The organism is Pantoea sp. MBD-2R (assembly GCF_039134845.1).
In the GTDB taxonomy this organism is placed as follows: Bacteria; Pseudomonadota; Gammaproteobacteria; order Enterobacterales; family Enterobacteriaceae; genus Erwinia.
Genome location: NZ_CP152417.1, coordinates 1,182,943 through 1,203,254, shown reverse-complemented (window position 1 = coordinate 1,203,254; position 20,312 = coordinate 1,182,943). Strand labels below are relative to the sequence as shown.

Below are 20,312 nucleotides of genomic sequence, written 5' to 3'. Positions count from 1 at the left end.
CGGATGCCATTCCTATCACTTTGAGCAAAACGGTACGCCAAATGCTGCCGGGATAACCAGCCGATAATCATTTTTGCCGCTTTTCAGAAAAAACATTGCCTCCGCCGCATCAGATTTTTATTCAGCACTAAGAGTAAATGCCAGGCCAATATTCTTAATTTTCAACTTTTCAACCTGAAATGGATTTACCGCCAAAAAAGCTGGGTATTTAATGAAGAGTGACACATTCATTCCCCTCATTGATTCAACAAAAAAAGAGGAAGAAAAGCGCCAAAGAAGAGTACGACCTCAAAAAAAATATAAGCACCTGTTTTTAGGTAATTATTATCTATAAACGCTTTAGTACAAACCTAAAACCTTGTTAAAAAATAATGGAATATAAAAATGAACAGTAAGGATAAACATGCTTTACCCCCCATTCCTGTACGTATAAAAAACCAAAGGATCATCAAGGCAATAAATATACTGGCGATTATTACCCTGCCAACGTTTGCAGGTTTAAATATTGCCCAGGCCAGCGAGGATATTAATATTGGCACGCCTGGCGGTAGCGGCGGCAACGGCAGTTCAGGCAGCCAGGCAGGCGCGGCAAGCAATGGCGGTAACGGTAGCAACGGCGCGAATGCTTCAGGTAACGGCAACGGTGGCAATGGCAACAGCGGTGCCTCGGGCGGCAGCGGTGCGAATGGGACGGCTGGCACCGACGGATCTGCCGCTACCGAAGGAGCCAGTACGACAGCCACTATTCGTAACGTCAAAGGCCAGGTGGGCCTGTTGCAAATTGGCGGAGACGGCGGCGCAGGCGGCACGCCTGGCGAAAGCTCTGCCGGTACAACCGGCGGGGATGGCGGAAAAGGCGGCAATGGCGGCAGCGGTGGTATAACCGGCATCGGTGGCGATGGCGGTGACGGCGGTGACGGCGGCACAGGGGGGAATGGGTCAAATGGCGGCAGCGGCGGCAACGGCGCGACGGGCGGCATTGGCGATTTGACCATTAATCAAAGCAACTTTTCCACCACCACCATGACCCTCGGCGGCAGTGGCGGCATTGCCAGCAACGGCGAAGAGGGAGGAGCTGGCGGAGACGGTGGTAAAGGCAACAGCGGTGGCAACGCAGGCGTCGCGGGCGTACAGGCCGCTGGCGGTTTTCCGGGTTCCGGTGGTCAAGGCGGTACGGGGGGAAAAGCGGGGAATGGGGGCAATGGCGCGCAGGGTGGGAACGGCGGTAGCGGTAGTCTGACGCTGAATAACACCACGCTCTCCGTCAAAAGCGCCCTGACCATTGGCGGCGCTGCGGGCGCGGGTTCAAACGGCGGCAATGGTGGCAATGGCGGCTCAGGGGGCGATGCAGGTCAAACCTCTGCCAGCAATATCACTGGAGAAGCGGGCGACAGCGGCCAGGGCGGCAACGGCGGCGCAGGAGGCAAAGGCGGCCAGGGAGCCAGAGGCGGCGACGGCGCACAAGGTTCGCTAACGCTGAATAACAGCGTGCTGACCGTACAGTCGCTGGCGATCGGTGCGGATGGCGCAAACGGTGGTACTGGCGGCAACAGCGGTGCCAACGGCAAGGCAGGCACGGCTGATTCGCTTGCCGCAGGCGGTAAAGGTGCAGCTGGCGGTCAGGGCGGTCAGGCGGGGGATGCGGGTGCTGCGGGAACGGGCGTGCTGACGGTGGAAAACAGTACGCTGACCTTAACCTCCGGCTTACAGATTGGTGGCAACGGCGGTAATGGCGGCACCGGGGGGAATTTGCTGGGCAGCGCTTCAGCCGGTAATGGCGGCAACGGCTCGGACGGTGCAGAGGGAACGCTGCAATTCAACAGCGGTGTTATCAATAACAGCGGTGCATTGGTCCTGGGCGGTAGCGGCGGCGATGCGGGCGATGGCGGCGTAAATAATGGCGTCCGTGGACGCTCAGGCAACGGCGGCAGTGCCGGTAACGGTGGCAGCGGAACCGCCATTTTTACAAACGGCAGCGGGCAAATTGGCACAGAAATACAGCTGGGCGGACAAAATGGCAGTCATGATGGCACGCTGAACAGCAGCGCTTACGCGAAAAATGCCGGAACCGGTGCCGCAGGCACGCTCGACATTCGGGGCGGCGCTTTTACCGGCGGCGCGCTGACCATCGGCGCAGCTACCGTCTGGAGCGCTTTAGCCGGCACGACCTCAGCAGAAGAAAATCAATATCGTCAAAGCGGCGGGTCGTTTCAGGTTAGCAGCACTGAATTGAATAACGGCAGTGTCATCCTGAGCGGTGGGCTGTTCGCCAGTAAAGCCCTGGAGGCCAATCTTGGAACCTTTATTGTTAGCGATGACGGCACGGCGATTTTTGGCTCCACTGAACTGAATGCTGATAACTGGCAGGAAAGCGTTGCTCTTTTACAGCAGACCCAGCAGGTGAATTATAACGGCACGCTGGTACTGAGCGGCGACACTACGCTCGACCTTTCCAGCAGCGATCTGAGCTGGCGTGTCGGTGGAGAGGCTGCTACTCAAGGGTTGGGGGCTTCGTCGCTCACCGTGCTGACGGCCAAATCCTGGATTGATTCCGGTAATGCCGCGCTGGCAATGGGGAGTGCACAAATTGATAGCGGTGCACAACTGCTGGTGCTGACCAATGAGGGCGTTAGCGCAGGAGAAAGTTTTACTGCGGTAACAGGATCGGCGATAACCACCCAAACGGCTCCCACATGGGCTCAAAGCCAAATCAGCACCACCAGCCGCCTGCTCACTGCGACGGCTTCTTCCGCAGCGGGCAGCACGCTGCTGACGCTGGATAACGCCGATCTCAGCACTACAGCACCAAAAATTTCTGGCCGTTCGGTGAAATTACTCCGAGCCATGACCACGCAGATTGGCGTGGACACCACCTCCGACAACGCAGCACAGCAGTTTGTGTCGCAGGCGATGGATGTACAAACCGTTAGCGATACAGATACGGCGGCCCGCCTTGTCGAGTCGGCAATTAACTTTGCTTCTATCGCTAACGTCGCGGGGAGCAGTTTCCAGGTGATGTCGGCAACCACCAAAGCCATTTCACAGCATCTGTCGCAGGGAGAGCATTTCTTTAAGGGCACGCCGCTGGAGGAAGGGTTCAATCTGTGGACGTCCCTGCTCTACAGCGACAGCACGCTAAAAGGCTATAGCTCTGGCGGTTTCAACGCCAAAACAGACACCTGGCTTGCGGGCGTTTTTGTGGGCGCAGAAGACACGTTAATCACAAAAGAAGACGCCATTCTGAAAACCGGCGGCGCACTGAACATCGGTAAAGGAAAAGGCAACTCTTCCGGAAATGTGTATCCAGTGAAGGACGATCTCGATTTCTGGGGAGCGTCGCTTTATGGCAGCTGGCTGAATAACAACTGGAACTTAATCGCTGATGTTAACTATTCACGTGTCAGTCACGATATGAAGCAGTCCCTGTCGGCAGCGACGCCTTATACAAAACTGTCAGGAGAGACTAAATCAACCATTCTGAGTGGCGGGCTGACCGCTGAGTATAGCGTTGAGAGCCCTTATGCCGACATCATTCCCCATATTGGCCTGCGTTATACTTTATTGAAAAACCGCAGTTTTGATGCAATGAGTAACGGTAAATCCCTGTTCAAAAATGGTGACAGCTCGGCTTCCCTGTGGTCAATGCCGCTCGGCGTGATGTTCAGTAAGGAGTTTAAAACGGCGTCGGGCTATACCCTCAAACCGGCGCTGGATCTCGCTTATATTGTCACCACAGGCGACACGACAAACGGAACAAGGGTGACGATGGCGGGCGTTAAGGGTTCGGCCTGGAGCGAATCACGCCTTGCCGACCGCTCTGCCTTCAGCGCCAGGACAGGACTACAGGTGCAGAAAGAGAATATGAGCTACGGGCTTCATTACGATGTGCAAAAATCGGCACATGAAACGAGCCAGGCTGTTGCCGTCTCGGTAAATATTAAGTTCTGATAAAACAAAAACCCCACGTCAGAACGTGGGGTTTTATCGTCCGGCAAGATGAGCGGATGCCCGCTTGCCGCATCGTCTTAGTGGCCCGGGAAGTTAACCAGGCTGTAGCAGTTAATACCCAGCGCGTTCAGGCGCGACTCGCCACTCAGATCGAACAGGTTGATGATAAAAGCCGCATCCTTCACTTCACCACCCGCACGGCGGATCAGTTTGGCCGTCGCTTCGATAGTTCCGCCCGTTGCCAGCAGATCGTCCACCACCAGCACAATATCGCCCGGGCCAATCGCATCACAGTGCAGTTCCAGACTGTCGGTGCCATATTCCAGCTCGTAGCTTTCGGTATAGGTCTTGCGTGGAAGTTTGCCCGGTTTACGCACGGGAACAAAACCGACACCCAGACCTAAAGCGACCGGGGCACCGAACAGGAAACCACGTGCTTCAGTACCCACGACTTTCGTGATACCCGCATTACGGTAGCGTTCAACTAACAGTTCAATGCTAAGCGCATAGGCCTGCGGATCTTCCAGTAAGCTGGTCACGTCACGGAACAGAATGCCCGGCTTAGGGTAATCCTCAATGCTTTTGATACTGTTTTTAAGAAATTCAAGCTGCTGCGCAGTTGCGGTCATAATGTTGTGCCTGGTAAATACAAATCTGACTCGCGCAGCTTCGGTGCTCTTGCAGACAAATTAGCAGAGCAAAACAGGAGTGTCTGGGGGAAGCCGCGCACGAAAACGACCAAATCTATGCAAACCGTCCGACAATTGCAACCGCTGGAAGCAAATTCACGGTTTTTGTTGCCCTTCATCAATGACCGGCAACCGTAACATAAAGAGAATGAGTACACCGAGCATACAAATTAATAACAGTCGCACCCAAATAATTTTAACCAGCCAAAGCGAAACAGCAAAGGTGATCAGCGTTATCGTTATTGCCCGCCCTTTTGTTCCGGGCGGCACGGCCCGATACTGTTGCCAGTGACGCAGATAACGCCCAAAGATCGACCGGTTCAGCAACCAGTCGTGAAATCTCGGCGAGGAACGAGCAAAACACCACGCGGCCAGCAGCAGAAATGGCGTAGTGGGCAATAAAGGCAAAATAATGCCCAGCGTTGCCAGCCCCATCGCCAGCCAGCCCGCTATCAGTAAGAGGATACGTTGCATAGATGCCCTTTTCTTTTGCTGAACACGTAGTATAAACGGTGCATTCACCGGAGAGAACACCATGAAAAGTGCCCACCTGCTTCAGCAGCTGGAAGAAAAGCTTGAAGAGCTGGCTCAGGCCGTTGCTCCCCATACGAATAAACGTACGCCCAAAGCTCGCTTTGACGATCAACTTTTTCGCAGTCACAGCACCCGCCTTGGCGATTATTTGCAGGAAGTTCAGCACAGTTTCACGCTGCTAAAACAAAGCGTAAACGGCCAGCGTACCGAACGGGTCGCCTGGATGGCAGAACGCGTCGTGCTGCAAATAAGCGCGCTGCAACGGGAGCTGGCGACGCTGAAACTTCGCACGGCCGAAACGCGCGAGGAGCCACAACAGGAGAATTTATACGAAAAGCTGGCGAAACATCAGGATTATGAACGCCGGCTTAAATCAATGATCGCCGATCGTGAAAGCCAGCTTGGCGCGCAGCAGACGTTAGCACAGCAGCAGACCCTACAGCGAGAAATTGCGGCGTTGGAAGGACGGTTACAACGCTGTCTGCAAGCGCTAAAACGTATTGAGCGTGCAATAGAAAAACGCGAGCAGTAAGGGGACGCCTAATCGACCGGAGCAACCTTGCTATACTTGCTGAATAATGCTGACTGGAGGCAACGGATGGGACTTCTTTCGTGGATAATCATCGGGATATTGACCGGCTTTTTGACCCGGCGCTTTTTTCCCGGACGGCCAGGCGGTTTGATCCCCACGCTGGTGCTGGCCATCGTTGGGGCATTAATCGGGGGCTATATTGCTGCCTTTTTCAACTACGGAACCCTGGCGCAAAGCGATCCCCGAGCCTTACTGATTGCGCTGGCGGGCTCATTGCTGATGGTGTTAGTGATCAAGAAACTGCGTATTTAACCGGGCTGGCTTTATACAAAAAGGAGAAAGAATATGTCACTGGACACCGCGCCTGAAGAGGTCAGGCTGGCTGTGGATTTGATTATGCTGCTGGAAGAAAACCAGATTGCTCCCCAAACCGTTCTCAATGCGCTGGCTATTGTGCAGCGAGACTTTGAAAAAAAGGTGTCCGCTGCACCGGACGATGAAGCAAACCGTTAATTTGCCGGCAGGCGCAGCGCCAGGCTATGCCTGAGCATATCAATCAGCACCTCGACCAGTTGCGTTGCGTCGGCGGCCAGATCGAAGCTTTCCGGCATAAACAGCCAGTTTTCCATAATCCCCGTGATATATCCCCGCATGACAACTGCCGTGCGTCGGGTATCCAGGTTTTCGGGTAGCTGCCCTGCGGCCATACACTGGCGCAGGACATCTTCGATCTTCTCGTAGCACTCCAGATACAGCGTTTGCTGCATCATCTGTAAAGTGGTCATTTCGCCGACAAACTCGCACTTATGAAAAATAATTTCCATAAGTGAACGTCGGCGAGCGTCGTGTACAGTGGCTTCAAGCACATACGTTAGCATGGCGCGCATGACGGAGAGTGGATCAGATGGGTGTTTTAATTGATACTCAAGCTCTAAGTTTTCCAGTCCACTTTCTGACTGGGCCCAGATTTCATTGAGCAAATCAGTTTTGTTTTTGAAATGCCAGTAAATTGCGCCACGCGTTACGCCAGCCGCCGTTGCAATATCGGCCAGCGAAGTTTTAGCTACGCCATGCTCGGAAAACCTTGCAATCGCCGCGTCAAGGATGTGATTTCGCGTTTCTAACGCCTGCTGTTTGGTTTTTCGTGCCATAGGGTGACTTTTACAATCAGGGTAGACTTACATACATTTGCGAATGTATGTAACATAGCACGACCATAATTTAAACGCAGCAATGGGTTTATGGGTTTGTGATCCATTGAACAATCGATATCGGACACTCGAGGTTTATTTATGAACAAAAACAGAGGGTTAACGCCTCTGGCGGCCGTTCTGATGCTTTCAGGCAGCTTAGTGCTAACAGGATGTGATAATAAAGATGCGCAACAGGGCGGTGAGCAGAAAGCCCCCGAGGTCGGTGTCGTCACCCTGAAGAGCGCTCCGCTAAAAATTACTACCGATCTTCCGGGCCGTACATCCTCGTACCGCGTTGCCGAAGTTCGCCCTCAGGTTTCAGGCATTATCCTGAAGCGTAATTTTGTGGAAGGCAGCGATATTAAAGCGGGACAATCGCTTTATCAGATCGATCCGGCCACTTATCAGGCCGCTTACGACAGCGCCAAAGGGGATTTAGCACAGGCTCAGGCTAACGCACAGATCGCGGCATTGACCGTGAAGCGCTATAAGCCGCTGCTGGGTACTAAGTACATCAGCCAGCAAGACTATGACAACGCTATTTCCACGCAAAGCCAGACTGCCGCCGCAGTTCAGGTGGCGAAGGCCAGCGTTGAAACGGCTCGTATCAACCTTGCTTATACCAAAGTGACCTCGCCTATCAGCGGCCGCATCGGTAAATCTTCCGTCACAGAAGGTGCACTGGTGCAGAACGCTCAGACCACTGCTCTGGCCACAGTTCAGCAGCTCGATCCTATTTACGTTGACGTGACCCAATCCAGTGAAGATTTCACACGTCTGCGTGAAGAGCTGAACTCTGGCAAGCTGCAGCAGGCTGACGGCAAAGCTCAGGTTAAGCTGCTGATGCAAAATGGTAGCGAATATGCTCAGAGCGGAACATTAGAATTCTCTGATGTCACCGTTGATGAAACGACCGGCTCCATTACGCTGCGTGCGGTATTCCCGAACCCGGATCACGCTTTACTGCCCGGCATGTTTGTGCGTGCACGTCTGGAAGAAGGCACCAACCCTGCGGCGCTGTTAGTGCCACAGCAGGCGGTGACCCGTACGCCAACGGGCCAGGCCACGGCAATGGTTGTTGGCGCAGATAATAAAGTGGAATCCCGTAATCTGACGACGGATCAAGCTATCGGCGACAAATGGCTGGTAACGGCTGGCCTGAAGGAAGGCGATAAAGTGATTACCACCGGTATTCAACGTGCCAAAGCCGGTGCGCAGGTGACGCCGCAGGAAGTGAGTGCAGACGATGCCGCGCAGGCAAAATCTGAACAACCGCAGTCTTAAACAGGAGCCGTTGATCCATGGCTAAGTTCTTTATCGATCGCCCCATCTTTGCGTGGGTTATCGCCATCATTATTATGCTGGTGGGCGTGCTGTCGATTCTAAAACTGCCGATTGAGCAATATCCTAATGTTGCGCCACCGGCCGTACAGATTCGCGCTACCTATCCAGGCGCCGATGCAAAAACGCTGCAGGACTCCGTAACCCAGGTTATTGAGCAAAACATGAACGGTATTGATGGCCTGATGTATATGTCATCAAACAGCGATTCATCCGGCACCTTACAGCTAACGCTGACTTTCCAGTCGGGTACCGATCCGGATATCGCGCAGGTTCAGGTGCAGAACAAACTGCAGCTGGCAACGCCGTTGCTGCCGCAGGAAGTACAACAGCAGGGGATTCAGGTTCAAAAATCCTCCAGCAGCTTCCTGATGGTGGCCGGTTTCGTTAGCGATGACGGCACCATGACGCAAAACGACATTGCGGACTATGTGGCGTCGAATATCAAAGATCCTATCAGCCGTACCCTCGGCGTAGGTGATACTCAGATATTCGGTGCGCAATATGCAATGCGTATCTGGATGGATCCGCACAAGCTGAATAACTATCAGCTGACGCCGGTTGACGTTATCAGCGCGATCACCGCGCAGAACGCCCAGGTTGCAGCCGGTCAGTTAGGGGGCTCCCCGCCGATCCCAGGCCAGCAGCTTAACGCCTCTATCATTGCTCAGACGCGTCTGACCTCAACGGATGAGTTTGGCAAAATTCTGCTGAAAGTTAACTCAGACGGTTCGCGCGTGCTGTTGAAAGACGTGGCGAAGATCGAGCTTGGCGGTGAAAACTACGAGATCGTTGCTCGCTATAACGGTAAACCTGCCTCCGGTATCGGTATCAAGCTGGCGACCGGTGCTAACGCACTGGATACGGCAGCCGCGGTAAAAGCGGAGCTGGGTAAACTGGAACCGTTCTTTCCGGCCGGTCTGAAAGTGGTTTATCCGTACGACACCACGCCGTTCGTTAAGATCTCCATTCAGGAAGTGGTTAAGACCCTGGTCGAAGCGATTGTGCTGGTGTTCATCGTCATGTATTTGTTCCTGCAGAACTTCCGCGCCACCCTGATCCCGACGATTGCGGTGCCCGTAGTTCTGTTAGGGACTTTCGGCATTATCAGCGCGTTTGGTTATTCGATAAACACGCTGACGATGTTCGGGATGGTGCTGGCGATAGGCTTGCTGGTTGATGATGCGATCGTGGTGGTGGAAAACGTCGAGCGCGTGATGGCCGATGAAGGCCTGCCGCCAAAAGAAGCTACCCGCAAGTCGATGGGGCAGATTCAGGGCGCGCTGGTGGGGATTGCCCTGGTGCTGTCAGCCGTATTTATCCCGATGGCCTTCTTTGGTGGCTCAACCGGTGTGATCTACCGCCAGTTCTCCATCACCATTGTTTCAGCCATGGTGCTGTCAGTGATCGTCGCGTTGATTCTGACGCCGGCGCTCTGTGCCACGATGCTGAAGCCAATCAAGAAAGGCGATCACGGTAAAACCACCGGTTTCTTTGGCTGGTTTAACCGCCTGTTTGAAAAAAGCACTCATCACTACACCGACAGCGTTGGCCACATCATTCGCAGCACCGGCCGTTACTTGCTGATTTACCTGGTGATCGTGGTTGGTATGGCGTACATGTTCGTGAAGCTGCCAAGCTCCTTCCTGCCGGAAGAAGATCAGGGTCTGCTGCTGGCTCAGGCTCAGCTGCCGGCTGGCGCAACGCAGGGCCGTACGCAGAAGGTGCTCGACCAGGTAACGGATTACTTCCTGACCAAAGAAAAAGACAACGTGCGTTCCGTGTTTACGGTTAACGGCTTTGGCTTTGCGGGTCGTGGACAGAACACCGGTATCGCCTTCGTCAGCCTTAAGCCGTGGGAAGAACGTAGCGGCTCGGAAAACAAGGTTGAAGGGATTGCCGGTCGTGCCATGCAGGCGTTTGGTGCGATCAAAGATGCCATGGTTATTCCGTTCAACCTGCCGGCAATTATCGAACTGGGTAACGCTACCGGCTTCGACTTTGAGCTGATCGATCAGGCTAACCTTGGGCATGACGCGTTGACCAAGGCGCGTAATCAGCTGCTTGGCATGGCTGCGGAGCATTCTGATACCATCGTTGGCCTGCGTCCAAACGGCATGGAAGATACGCCGCAGTACAAGCTGACTATCGATCAGGAGAAGGCCGAAGCGCTTGGCGTCTCTATCTCTGATATCAATACAACGCTGGGTGCATCCTGGGGCGGCTCTTACGTTAATGACTTTATCGATCGCGGTCGTGTGAAGAAAGTTTACGTCATGGGCCAGGCTGATTCCCGTATGTTGCCGGACGACATTAATAAATGGTACGTGCGCGCAACAAACGGTGAAATGGTGCCGTTCTCCGCCTTCGCCAGCGCAAGATGGCAGTATGGTTCGCCACGTCTTGAGCGCTATAACGGCCTGCCGTCCATGGAAATTTTAGGACAGGCTGCACCGGGTAAAAGCTCAGGCGATGCGATGAACCTGATGGAAGAGCTGGCTGGAAAACTGCCACAGGGGATTGGTTATGAGTGGACTGGAATGTCCTATCAGGAACGCCTCTCAGGTAACCAGGCACCAGCACTTTATGCCATCTCGCTGATTGTGGTGTTCCTCTGTCTGGCGGCGCTGTACGAGAGCTGGTCTATTCCTTTCTCAGTTATGCTGGTGGTTCCGCTTGGGGTCATAGGTGCGCTGCTGTTTACTACGATACGTGGACTGAGTAATGACGTTTACTTCGTGGTAGGCCTGCTGACAACCATTGGGCTGTCGGCGAAGAATGCGATCTTAATCGTAGAATTCGCCAAAGACCTGATGGAAAAAGAAGGCAAAGGCCTGGTGGAAGCCACCCTGGAAGCGGTTCGCATGCGTTTGCGTCCAATTCTGATGACCTCACTGGCCTTTATCCTCGGCGTACTGCCGTTGGCAATCAGTACCGGTGCAGGTTCTGGCGCGCAGAACGCAGTAGGTACCGGCGTGATGGGCGGCATGGTAACAGCCACCATTCTGGCTATCTTCTTTGTACCGGTATTCTTTGTGGTGGTACGCCGCCGCTTCGGTAAGAATAAAGAAGAGCTTGAGCCTTCAACGACAAACGAATCTCACCATTAAATTTGGGTGATACCTCAAGAGGCCGCAATTGCGGCCTCTTTTTTTTTGCCTTTCTTCTCCCTACAGACCGGTTTTCCCCCTTTCCTCTCTGCTGACGCATTGCTTTAGCAACAGACTCACCCTGTTGCAATTCCAGCCTGTGGTGGGCATAATAATGTTATGTTATAACATACGAATCAGCAAAGAGGATTTATGAAAGAAAATATTCATCCGGTTTACCGTACCGTGGCTTTCCACGATACCAGCGCTGACACTTACTTTATCGTCGGTTCTACCATCAAAACCGATCGCACCGTCGAGCTGGATGGCAAAACGCTGCCCTACATCCCTCTCGATGTTTCATCTGCTTCGCACCCGTACTACACCGGTAAACAGAAAGAGTTTGCGAAAGAAGGCAGTGCGCATCGCTTCAACCAGCGTTTTGGTCATTTCTTCAAAAAATAAGGAGGCAGTATGCAGGTATTGAGTTCGCTGGCTTCAGCCAAAAAACGTCATCAGGATTGCAAAGTTGTGCGTCGCCACGGCCGCGTTTTTGTTATCTGTAAAAGCAATCCGCGCTTTAAGGCCGTACAGGGCAGGAAGAAAAAGCGCTAAACAATAAGGGCCGCATCATGCGGCCCTTGTTGTTTTCCCCACGGTTAATGCTCAGTGTTATTTCATGCTGGCCAGCATCACGTTGACGTTATGCTTAAACGCTGCCTGGTAGGTATCCGCTTCGCCGCCCTTTTTCGTTAATGCTTCAGGATAAAGTTCGCCGCCGGGCCGGGCACCCGTTGCATTAGCAATTTGTTTCACCAGCCGTGGGTCGGTCTGATTCTCAATAAAGTAGCGGCCAATATGCTCTTTTCTCAGCTGAGTAATTAAACCAGCCACGTTAGCAGCGCTCGCTTCCGACTCGGTTGAAAAACCAACCGGCGACATAAAACTAACGCTATAGCGTTGGCCAAAATAGCCAAAAGCATCATGACTGGTCAGGACTTTACGTTTTGTCGCAGGGATTGCGGCGAAGCTGGCTGCTGCCCAGCCGTCCAGCTTTTGCAACTGATTAATGTATTCAGTACCACGCTGACGGAAGTCGCTGGCATCCTGCGGATCGGCCGCAATCAGCGCGTTCATAACGTTAGTCGCGTAAATCACCCCATTTTTCATGCTGTTCCAGGCGTGTGGATCGGTAATGGTTTTTCCTTCCTCTTCCAGAGTGCGGGTTGCAACGCCTTGAGAAGCGACAATCACCTTGCCCTTATAGTCTGAAGCGGAAATCAGACGATCCATCCATCCTTCCAGCCCCAGTCCGCTGACAAATACCACATCAGCCTTCGCCAGCGCCTGGCTATCCTGTGGCGTCGGCTCAAAGCTGTGAGGATCGCCATTCGGCCCTACCAGGCTTTTAACCTGCACATGTTCCCCCCCCACCTGAGTCACGATATCCGCTAAAACTGAAAAACTGGCGACTGCGTCTACCGTTTTTGCCATCGCCAGCGGCGCAATAAACATCGCAGCGACGGCCAGCGCAACAGGTAACTTCTTCATACTTTCTCCTTACCAATAATAAAAAGGCGCATGCGTAAAAGGCCCCCGCATGGCCCGAGCAAAATCGAAATAAAAAAGAGTATTGCGGCGCTGAGTACCACGGCAGGGCCGGCGGGCAGCGCAAGATAAAATGAAGCGGTCAGGCCGATAAAGCTGGCAAGTAAAGCGAGGATCATGGCACAAACCATCATGCCCGGAAGTTCCTGCCGCCAGAATCGCGCGGCGGCGGCAGGCAACATCATTAGCCCCACACACATCAGCGTACCGAGCACCTGAAAACCCGCTACCAAATTAGTCACCACCAGAATCAGGAAAATACCGTGAACCCGTGGTGCGGCCCAACGGCTTTGCGCACGTAAAAAAGTAGGATCGAAAGCATCGATTACCAGCGGACGATAAATCAGGGCCAGCGTCAGTAACGAAACAGCGGCAATCGTACTGACCAACAGGATTGAGGGATTATCTACCGCGAGCAGTGAACCAAATAGCACATGCAGCAGATCTACGCTGGAACCGCGCAGTGATACCAGCGTCACGCCTAGCGCCAGCGAGCCGAGATAAAATCCCGCGAAACTGGCATCTTCACGTAAGGGCGTATAGCGGCTGACTGCATCTGAGAGCAGCGCAACCGACAACCCCGCAATGACCCCGCCAACGCCCATGGCAACCAGCGACAAACCAGATATCAGATAGCCGATAGCCGCTCCCGGCAACACCGCATGAGAAAGCGCATCCCCGACCAGGCTCAGTCTGCGTAACAGCAAAAAGAGACCTAACGGCGTGGCGCTAAGCGAAAGCGCAACGCAAGCAACCAGCGCACGGCGCATAAAGCCAAACTCAATAAAAGGATGGATAAGCGAGAGGATCATCATGCCTGCTTCTCATGGCCGAAACTGGCGGACATTACCTCAGCAGGCGCGCTGCTCCATTCGGCCCGATCTGTCAGCAATTGCAATGTTTGTGGAAAGTATTTTCCAACCAGGGCCCTGTCATGCAGCACCACAATCAGGGTACAGCCTGCCCGGTGTCTTTCTGCCAGTAATGCCAGCAGCAGCTCAATTGTCTGGCTGTCGATTCCGGTAAAAGGCTCATCAAGCAGCAGCAACCGTGCCTCCTGAACCAGGAGTCGGGCAAAGAGTACCCGTTGCAGCTGGCCACCGGAGAGTGTCGCAGGTTGCGCGGTCGCAAAATCACGCATGCCCACTTTTTCCAGAGCCGTCATGATTTTTTGCCGCATGCTGCGATCGATTGTCCCAAACCAGCCGCACTGTTTCCAACATCCCATCGCCACCAGGTCAACGACGCTGATGGGGAAACTTTTCTCGATTTCTGATTGCTGAGGCAGCCATGCCATGTTGCATCTCTGAGGTAACTCGAAATGTCCGCTAACGGCGGGAAGCAATCCCGCCAGCGTTTTCAGCAGGGTTGATTTACCTGCCCCATTCGCTCCGGTCAGTGCAGTCATTGTGCCAGGCAGAAAGGTGCCGTTGATGTTGGGCGTGACACGCTTTCCCTGATACCCCACCACAAGATTGGTCATGTTAATCATTAGAAGATTGCCCAACAGGTGATGGCTACCAATGAGCCTGCAAGAAAGGCAGCGAGCGCGAATCGCACCCATGCCGGTTGAGTTAAAAGCGTGCCGCGCAGAACAAATGCCCCTGATAAATACATAACCGCCATACCTGTATGTTATAACATAACAATACCATACACTGAGAGCATCTTGTTTTGCTGGCGCAAAGTGTATCTAATTATTTCCAGAAAATTATTGAATACCCGTCAGGGTTATATAAAAAAATCTATAACTTCTTTCGTTTTTCTATCGCAGAAAGCCGTTTTACCGACTAAAATAATTAACAGTCAAATCATCATGATAGTTAATATTTTTTTATACGACCTTGATTATTCCGCCATTGAGAACAATTATCTGTATTAGCATTTATTAACTCTGTGGAGAAAAAATGCGCAAACGTATTCCTTTCAGCGACGGGTTCCGTGAAGTAAATGCGGCTGAACTACAACAATTTATTCAGCGGATTATTCCCAAAATAGAAGATGAGCTGACCGGATCATTGCAGTGGTATTCACAAAATGCGCAATATGTTCCCGACAGCACAAAAATTATTTCTATAGAATATGTAGAACATTCGCGTTATAAGATGAATTACAGCTTTTGCTGGCGGGTGTTTAACCCTTGTCTTGATATTGATAGTGAACAGTTAACAATCCAAACGGTAAATTTTGAATGGCAGCCCGATGCACTTGTTTTTGATTTTATCGATACGGAACCCGCTTCCGTTGCCGATGAATTGTAATTTTGGGTAATAGCCTCCAAAATAGAGTTAACCAGGTTATATTTATTTAGATTACGAGTAAGATATCCAAAATCGCTTCCTGGCAAATCGCTCGCTAAAGCCTGCGTTAACGGCATTTTTCACTCGCTATGGAGGGGAAAAAGATGGACGAATACTCACCAAAAAGGCATGATATCGCCCAGCTTAAATTTTTGTGTGAAAACCTGTATGATGAAAGTCTTGCCACCTTGGGTGACAGCCATCACGGTTGGGTTAACGATCCTACTTCAGCAATAAATTTGCAGCTTAACGACTTGATTGAGCATATTGCTGCTTTTACCATGAATTACAAAATCAAGCATATCGAAGATAGCGATCTGATTAGCCAGATAGATGAATATCTTGACGATACGTTTATGCTTTTCAGTAATTACGGCATTAATGTTCAAGATCTCAAACGATGGCAAAAATCAGCGAAGCGGCTGTTCAACATTTTTGTAGAGGAATGCGCTTTCGTCACTGCTCAGGCGAGCCATTCGTTTTAGTAACCCTTTATATTTTCAACGGCTTAACAATGACAGATAAACTCCTGACTAAAACTGATTATCTGATGCGTTTAAGACGGTGTCGGTCTATCGACACCCTCGAACGTGTAATCGAGAAAAATAAATACGAATTATCCGATAATGAACTGGCAGTGTTCTATTCCGCTGCTGACCATCGTCTTGCTGAACTGACGATGAATAAGCTTTACGACAAAGTACCGGTCGCCGTTTGGAAATTTGTTCGCTAATCGGGAAATAAGGCAGAGTAAGCAGTACAGTAATAAGGATGAGAAAGGTAGGGTTTTCCGAAGGGAAATTGGGTGGGGGCCCTGCCAGCTACATCCCGGCACACGCGTCACCTGCTGCGGCTGCTTCCTTCCGGATCTGACCGAGTTCACAAGTTAGCGTTGCGGGAGAACCAACCGGGCCCCCATTGACGGCTCCATGTTATGGAGCGAGGGCATTATCAATGAAGCCCCCGGCAATTGCAACCCCACCTCTGGCAACCGTTGATTTCTTGTTCGATCCCGTCGATTTCAGCGCACTCCGCCCACATTTTATGCTTTTTACCGGTCTGAAAATTACCTGTCAGCCCTTCCGCTCTGGACAGTATTTTCTGTTGCCGGAAGTAGTGAAGGAGAATTGATAATGGAAAATGATACTTTTCAGCAGCGTATTTATCACATTGTTGCAGCAATCCCCTTTGGTAAAGTCACCACTTATGGCGAAATCGCCCGGCTGGCGGGTTCGCCTCGTGCCGCACGCCAGGTAGGAGGAGTATTAAAACGCCTGCCTGAAGGGAGCAGGCTTCCGTGGTATCGCGTCATCAACCGTCTGGGGGAAATTTCGTTAACGGGCACCGATCTCGATCGTCAGCGCCAGGCCTTGCTGGCAGAGGGAATTGAAGTCAGTCCTGAGGGGAAAATTGCTTTAGGCCGTTATCGCTGGGTGCAATAAACCGCCCCAACCGGGGCGGCTATGTTTACCGGGGCAGTTTTTACAGAGACGTTGGCGCAGGCACAGAGGATGAAGGGCTTACCTGAGTCGGTGACGTTGACGGCAGCGTGGTTGCCGGCTTAGCCTGCGTTGGCAGCGCTCTGGAGGGAACGGGTACCAGGGTCAGATCCTGTTTGGTCCCGCCGCTGTTGATGACCGTTTTAACATTGTCAGTAATAAGGACAACTTTATGGTCTACGATAACTGCCGCGCTAAGCAGAATTCTGGCATTCGGCTGAATATCCGCTGGATTGAAAGGCAGAATAAATTTAAATGGCGCCTGTTTACCATCGGTCAGCACCACCCGTTGTGAAAGCACTTTCGATGGCGCATCTGAAACTGAAGCATCAGACAGGGTCACGGTCAGAGATGAATCCGGCGGCAAAGAGACATTCTGTCGAATATAAATCGAACCACTGACGTTAGGCTGTCGGATTGTCGACTGTTGTCCCGCCACCTGCGAAGCCAGCGTTGCCGTTGGCACATACCCTCCCTTGTCAGCACATCCAGAGAGTGTCACCGCCAGAGCGGCACCGGTCAGTACAGGCCAGAGTTTCATTGATTTATTCTCCTTATGATCAATGCAAAAAGTCATTTTTACCAAACCATAAGAGACAGAGTTTCCCTGTCCCACAGGCCTTAATTCTGGCACAGGTTACTGATATTTGCCTGGAAGCTGGGCAATCCTTTAAAGAAACCCGCTTCGCCCGTTGACGGCAACCGGTTGTATTCGCAAACTGAATGTGAACCGACTATTGAGGATGCCGTAATGAGCCAGGCACTGCATGACCTGTTAACGCTGTTGAATCTGGAAAAGCTGGAAGAAGGCCTGTTTCGCGGCCAAAGTGAAGATTTGGGCCTGCGTCAGGTTTTTGGTGGTCAGGTAGTAGGACAGGCGCTCTATGCTGCGAAGCAGATGGTACCGGCTGAACGCATTATCCACTCATTCCACAGCTACTTTTTGCGCCCTGGCGATAGCCAGAAAGCGATTATTTATGATGTGGAAACGCTACGTGATGGACAAAGCTTCAGCGCCCGTCGCGTCAGTGCCATCCAGAACGGACAGCCTATTTTTTATATGACCGCCTCTTTTCAGGCACCGGAAACGGGCTTCGAACATCAAAAACCGATGCCGCAGGTCGCCGGGCCGGACAATCTCCCCGCAGAAGGCGAAATTGCCAAACAGCTTTCCCATTTCATTCCTGAAAAAGCGCGGGAAAAGTTTTTGTCGGAAAAGCCTTTCGATATTCGTCCGGTGAAATTTCATAATCCTCTGAAAGGACATGTTGATGAGCCTGTACGTCATGTCTGGCTGCGGGCGAATGGCCCGCTGCCTGACGATAAAAGGATCCATCAATATCTGCTGGGCTACGCTTCCGATTTCAATTTTCTGCCTGTTGCGCTGCAACCTCATGGCAAAGGTTTTCTTGAGCCGGGTATGCAGGTGGCCACTATCGATCATTCAATGTGGTTCCATCGCGCTTTTAATCTGAATGACTGGCTATTGTATAGCGTTGAGAGCACCTCAGCCTCGGGTGCCAGAGGGTTTGTCCGCGGAGAATTTTATACGCAGGATGGGATCCTGGTTGCGTCTACAGTGCAGGAAGGCGTAATGCGCGTGCGGTAAAATTGGCTGTTTAACGAAAAACGGCTCCCGAGGGAGCCGTTTTTATCCGTTAATTTAGTGACGGATTACTGGTTGTAAGCATTTTCGCCATGGCTGTTAACATCAAGACCTTCACGCTCCTGGTCTTCAGGAACACGCAGTCCGACAGTCATATCCGCTACCTTGAAGGCGATAAAGGCTACCACGCCCGTCCAGACAATGGTCACGCCGACGCTCAGCAACTGAACCCATACCTGATGTCCCATAGAGACACCCTCGGCATAACCCACCCCGCCCAGGGAAGGCGAGGCAAAAACGCCAGTCAGGATACAGCCAACGATACCGCATACGCCGTGCACGCCGAATACGTCACAAGGATCGTCAACACGCAGCCATTTTTTCAGCGTCGTTACGCCCCAAAGACCGGCCAAACCACCAACGATACCGATGATTAATGCCCCACCCACGCCAACATAACCACAGGCTGGGGTGATAGCGACCAGACCGGCAATCACGCCGGAACAGACGCCCAGCAGAGACGGTTTACCGCGCAGTGCCCATTCACCGAAGGTCCAGCTGAGCATGGCTCCTGCGGTAGCCATAACGGTGTTAATAAAGGCCAGGCCTGCAATTTCATTTGCCGCGCTGGCAGAGCCCGCATTAAAGCCGAACCAGCCAACGTAAAGGATTGCGGTGCCGGTAAAGACCATCGGCAGGTTATGAGGTTTAAAGGCTTCTTTACCAAAACCGGCACGTTTGCCAACCAGGTAAGCACCAACCAGCCCCGCGACGGCCGCATTGATATGCACTACCGTGCCACCCGCAAAGTCCAGCGCACCGTCCTGAGCAAGCAGGCCGCCTGACCACACCATATGAGCAATAGGCAGATAAGAGAACGTCAGCCAGATTGCGACAAAGATCAGCACCGCAGAAAAACGGATACGTTCAGCGATCGCACCAACAATCAGGCCAACGGTAATACAGGCAAAAGAGGCCTGGAACGCGACGTGAATATACTGATAGAACGAGCCGACCAGCGCCGTAAGCTGAATATTTTTTAGCATCACCATGCTAAAGCCGCCAAAGAAAGCGTTACCTTCGCTAAACGCCAGTGAATAGCCGTATACCATCCATAATACGCAAACCAGCGCGAAGGTGACGGAAACCTGAGTCATCAGAGAAAGCACGTTTTTAGCGCGGATTAATCCGCCGTAGAATAAGGCAATGCCGGGTAGTGTCATAAACAGCACCAGCGCGGTGCAAATCATCATAAAAGCGTTGTCCGCTTTATCTGCCACTGCTGGCGCTGCCGCCATCGCCAGCGAAGGTAACAGTGCCAGGCCCGCGAGACCGAACGTAGCTAATTTTTTATTCATTTTATTCCATCCCATCACAGTTCTTAGCCCTGAGATTACAGCGCTGCTTCGTCAGTTTCGCCGGTGCGAATACGGATAACCCGTTGCAGTTCTGCAACAAAAATTTTCCCGTCACCAATTTTGCCGGTGTAGGCGGCTTTACTGATCACATCAACCACTTCATCCAGCTGGTCGTCTGCAATCGCAATGTCTATTTTTACCTTCGGCAGGAAGTTCACGCTGTATTCAGCCCCGCGATAAAGTTCTGCATGCCCTTTCTGGCGACCAAAACCTTTAACTTCGGTTACGGTCAATCCCTGAATGCCGATTGAAGACAGTGCTTCACGCACGTCTTCTAATTTGAACGGTTTGATTACCACAGTAACCAGCTTCATACGATCCCCTCCAGGTAACGAAAACGGTTGTTTCACCCCACACGGACTGATCAAAGCAAAGGCTGTGCCACAAATAAAAAAAGAAGATATTCAGAAGATGAGAGGGGCGGATATTGCGTACGCACGGGCCAGGCTGGGTTTAGCGTAACGAAGCCGCTAAAGCCAATCTGAGGAAAGTGCACCATTCAGGTGCACTCTGCGTCAGAAGTGTGCATTTCGCCAAGTAAGGTGAATTTATCGC

At 52.2% G+C, this 20,312-nt stretch carries 22 protein-coding genes and 1 other RNA gene; 13 read left to right on the top strand and 10 right to left on the bottom strand.

Going from position 1 to position 20,312, the window contains the following annotated elements; translation table 11 throughout:
• Positions 1–384: 384 nt before the first annotated feature.
• On the top strand, positions 385–3,948 hold the full coding sequence (locus AAGQ96_RS05510) for an autotransporter outer membrane beta-barrel domain-containing protein (RefSeq protein WP_342755032.1): 3,564 nt from the start codon (positions 385–387) through the stop codon (positions 3,946–3,948).
• A 77-nt stretch (positions 3,949–4,025) separates the two neighbouring features.
• Here the strand turns inward: AAGQ96_RS05510 and apt are convergent, their stop codons facing one another.
• On the bottom strand, positions 4,026–4,577 hold the full coding sequence (apt, locus tag AAGQ96_RS05505) for an adenine phosphoribosyltransferase (protein WP_147195857.1): 552 nt from the start codon (positions 4,575–4,577) through the stop codon (positions 4,026–4,028).
• Between the two features lie 156 nt (positions 4,578–4,733).
• The gene (locus AAGQ96_RS05500) at positions 4,734–5,111 is read right to left on the bottom strand and encodes a DUF454 family protein (protein WP_147195855.1); all 378 of its coding nucleotides are present in this window, start codon (positions 5,109–5,111) and stop codon (positions 4,734–4,736) included.
• A gap of 61 nt (positions 5,112–5,172) precedes the next feature.
• Between AAGQ96_RS05500 and AAGQ96_RS05495 the strand changes: the two genes are divergently transcribed.
• The 3 genes from AAGQ96_RS05495 (at position 5,173) to rsmS (ending at position 6,216) form a co-directional block, all read left to right on the top strand.
• The gene (locus tag AAGQ96_RS05495) at positions 5,173–5,703 is read left to right on the top strand and encodes a primosomal replication protein (protein ID WP_147195853.1); all 531 of its coding nucleotides are present in this window, start codon (positions 5,173–5,175) and stop codon (positions 5,701–5,703) included.
• A 66-nt stretch (positions 5,704–5,769) separates the two neighbouring features.
• The gene (locus AAGQ96_RS05490) at positions 5,770–6,015 is read left to right on the top strand and encodes a hypothetical protein (protein ID WP_147195851.1); all 246 of its coding nucleotides are present in this window, start codon (positions 5,770–5,772) and stop codon (positions 6,013–6,015) included.
• Between the two features lie 33 nt (positions 6,016–6,048).
• Complete coding sequence (gene rsmS / locus AAGQ96_RS05485) at positions 6,049–6,216, top strand: pleiotropic regulatory protein RsmS (protein WP_342755031.1); 168 nt, start codon at positions 6,049–6,051, stop codon at positions 6,214–6,216.
• Here the strand turns inward: rsmS and acrR are convergent.
• On the bottom strand, positions 6,213–6,854 hold the full coding sequence (gene acrR / locus AAGQ96_RS05480) for a multidrug efflux transporter transcriptional repressor AcrR (RefSeq protein ID WP_147195847.1): 642 nt from the start codon (positions 6,852–6,854) through the stop codon (positions 6,213–6,215). The two genes, rsmS and acrR, sit on opposite strands and share 4 nt — an antisense overlap.
• Before the next feature lie 141 nt (positions 6,855–6,995).
• Here acrR and AAGQ96_RS05475 point away from each other — a divergent pair, with 141 nt between their 5' ends.
• The 4 genes from AAGQ96_RS05475 (at position 6,996) to ykgO (ending at position 11,941) form a co-directional block, all read left to right on the top strand.
• Positions 6,996–8,180 (top strand): efflux RND transporter periplasmic adaptor subunit, encoded by a 1,185-nt coding sequence (locus tag AAGQ96_RS05475; RefSeq protein WP_147195845.1) that lies wholly within the window; start codon positions 6,996–6,998, stop codon positions 8,178–8,180.
• Positions 8,181–8,197: 17 nt separating this feature from the next.
• Positions 8,198–11,347: an efflux RND transporter permease subunit gene (locus AAGQ96_RS05470; RefSeq protein ID WP_342755030.1), complete on the top strand. Its 3,150-nt coding sequence runs from the start codon at positions 8,198–8,200 to the stop codon at positions 11,345–11,347.
• A 192-nt stretch (positions 11,348–11,539) separates the two neighbouring features.
• Positions 11,540–11,791 carry a type B 50S ribosomal protein L31 gene (locus AAGQ96_RS05465; RefSeq protein WP_342755029.1) on the top strand — a complete coding sequence of 84 codons (252 nt, stop codon included), beginning with the start codon at positions 11,540–11,542 and terminating at the stop codon, positions 11,789–11,791.
• Between the two features lie 9 nt (positions 11,792–11,800).
• The gene (gene ykgO, locus AAGQ96_RS05460; RefSeq protein WP_147195839.1) at positions 11,801–11,941 is read left to right on the top strand and encodes a type B 50S ribosomal protein L36; all 141 of its coding nucleotides are present in this window, start codon (positions 11,801–11,803) and stop codon (positions 11,939–11,941) included.
• Between the two features lie 57 nt (positions 11,942–11,998).
• On the opposite strand, the gene AAGQ96_RS05455 is transcribed toward ykgO, so the two are convergent.
• The 3 genes from AAGQ96_RS05455 to AAGQ96_RS05445 are packed head-to-tail and all read right to left on the bottom strand — an operon-like array spanning position 11,999 to position 14,426.
• Positions 11,999–12,877 carry a zinc ABC transporter substrate-binding protein gene (locus tag AAGQ96_RS05455; protein WP_342755028.1) on the bottom strand — a complete coding sequence of 293 codons (879 nt, stop codon included), beginning with the start codon at positions 12,875–12,877 and terminating at the stop codon, positions 11,999–12,001.
• Positions 12,874–13,749 (bottom strand): metal ABC transporter permease, encoded by an 876-nt coding sequence (locus AAGQ96_RS05450; RefSeq protein ID WP_342755027.1) that lies wholly within the window; start codon positions 13,747–13,749, stop codon positions 12,874–12,876. Before AAGQ96_RS05450 ends, AAGQ96_RS05455 begins: the two co-directional genes overlap by 4 nt.
• On the bottom strand, positions 13,746–14,426 hold the full coding sequence (locus AAGQ96_RS05445) for an ABC transporter ATP-binding protein (RefSeq protein ID WP_342755026.1): 681 nt from the start codon (positions 14,424–14,426) through the stop codon (positions 13,746–13,748). Before AAGQ96_RS05445 ends, AAGQ96_RS05450 begins: the two co-directional genes overlap by 4 nt.
• Before the next feature lie 415 nt (positions 14,427–14,841).
• Between AAGQ96_RS05445 and AAGQ96_RS05440 the strand changes: the two genes are divergently transcribed.
• The 3 genes from AAGQ96_RS05440 to AAGQ96_RS05430 all read left to right on the top strand — a co-directional run bounded on the left by AAGQ96_RS05440 (position 14,842) and on the right by AAGQ96_RS05430 (position 15,967).
• Positions 14,842–15,195 (top strand): hypothetical protein, encoded by a 354-nt coding sequence (locus AAGQ96_RS05440; RefSeq protein ID WP_147195834.1) that lies wholly within the window; start codon positions 14,842–14,844, stop codon positions 15,193–15,195.
• Between the two features lie 143 nt (positions 15,196–15,338).
• Positions 15,339–15,719: an Hha toxicity modulator TomB gene (gene tomB, locus AAGQ96_RS05435; RefSeq protein ID WP_147195832.1), complete on the top strand. Its 381-nt coding sequence runs from the start codon at positions 15,339–15,341 to the stop codon at positions 15,717–15,719.
• A gap of 29 nt (positions 15,720–15,748) precedes the next feature.
• The gene (locus AAGQ96_RS05430) at positions 15,749–15,967 is read left to right on the top strand and encodes an HHA domain-containing protein (protein ID WP_147195830.1); all 219 of its coding nucleotides are present in this window, start codon (positions 15,749–15,751) and stop codon (positions 15,965–15,967) included.
• Between the two features lie 79 nt (positions 15,968–16,046).
• Here the strand turns inward: AAGQ96_RS05430 and ffs are convergent.
• An RNA gene (gene ffs, locus AAGQ96_RS05425) (signal recognition particle sRNA small type) lies at positions 16,047–16,143 on the bottom strand.
• Positions 16,144–16,364: 221 nt separating this feature from the next.
• Here ffs and AAGQ96_RS05420 point away from each other — a divergent pair.
• A complete protein-coding gene (locus tag AAGQ96_RS05420) occupies positions 16,365–16,676 on the top strand; it encodes an MGMT family protein (RefSeq protein ID WP_342755525.1) in 312 nt (103 codons plus the stop codon).
• 40 nt (positions 16,677–16,716) lie between these two features.
• Here the strand turns inward: AAGQ96_RS05420 and AAGQ96_RS05415 are convergent, their stop codons facing one another.
• Entirely contained in the window at positions 16,717–17,274 is a 558-nt protein-coding gene (locus tag AAGQ96_RS05415; RefSeq protein WP_147195826.1) for a YbaY family lipoprotein, read from the bottom strand.
• Positions 17,275–17,484: 210 nt separating this feature from the next.
• Between AAGQ96_RS05415 and tesB the strand changes: the two genes are divergently transcribed.
• The gene (gene tesB, locus AAGQ96_RS05410; protein WP_147195825.1) at positions 17,485–18,342 is read left to right on the top strand and encodes an acyl-CoA thioesterase II; all 858 of its coding nucleotides are present in this window, start codon (positions 17,485–17,487) and stop codon (positions 18,340–18,342) included.
• 65 nt (positions 18,343–18,407) lie between these two features.
• Here tesB and amtB read toward each other — a convergent pair whose 3' ends face one another.
• Together amtB and glnK are read right to left on the bottom strand one after the other, a co-directional pair.
• Positions 18,408–19,697, bottom strand: coding sequence for an ammonium transporter AmtB (gene amtB / locus AAGQ96_RS05405; protein WP_147195823.1), 1,290 nt, complete (start codon positions 19,695–19,697; stop codon positions 18,408–18,410).
• Between the two features lie 35 nt (positions 19,698–19,732).
• Positions 19,733–20,071 carry a P-II family nitrogen regulator gene (gene glnK / locus AAGQ96_RS05400; RefSeq protein ID WP_007886947.1) on the bottom strand — a complete coding sequence of 113 codons (339 nt, stop codon included), beginning with the start codon at positions 20,069–20,071 and terminating at the stop codon, positions 19,733–19,735.
• Between the last annotated feature and the right edge of the window lie 241 nt (positions 20,072–20,312).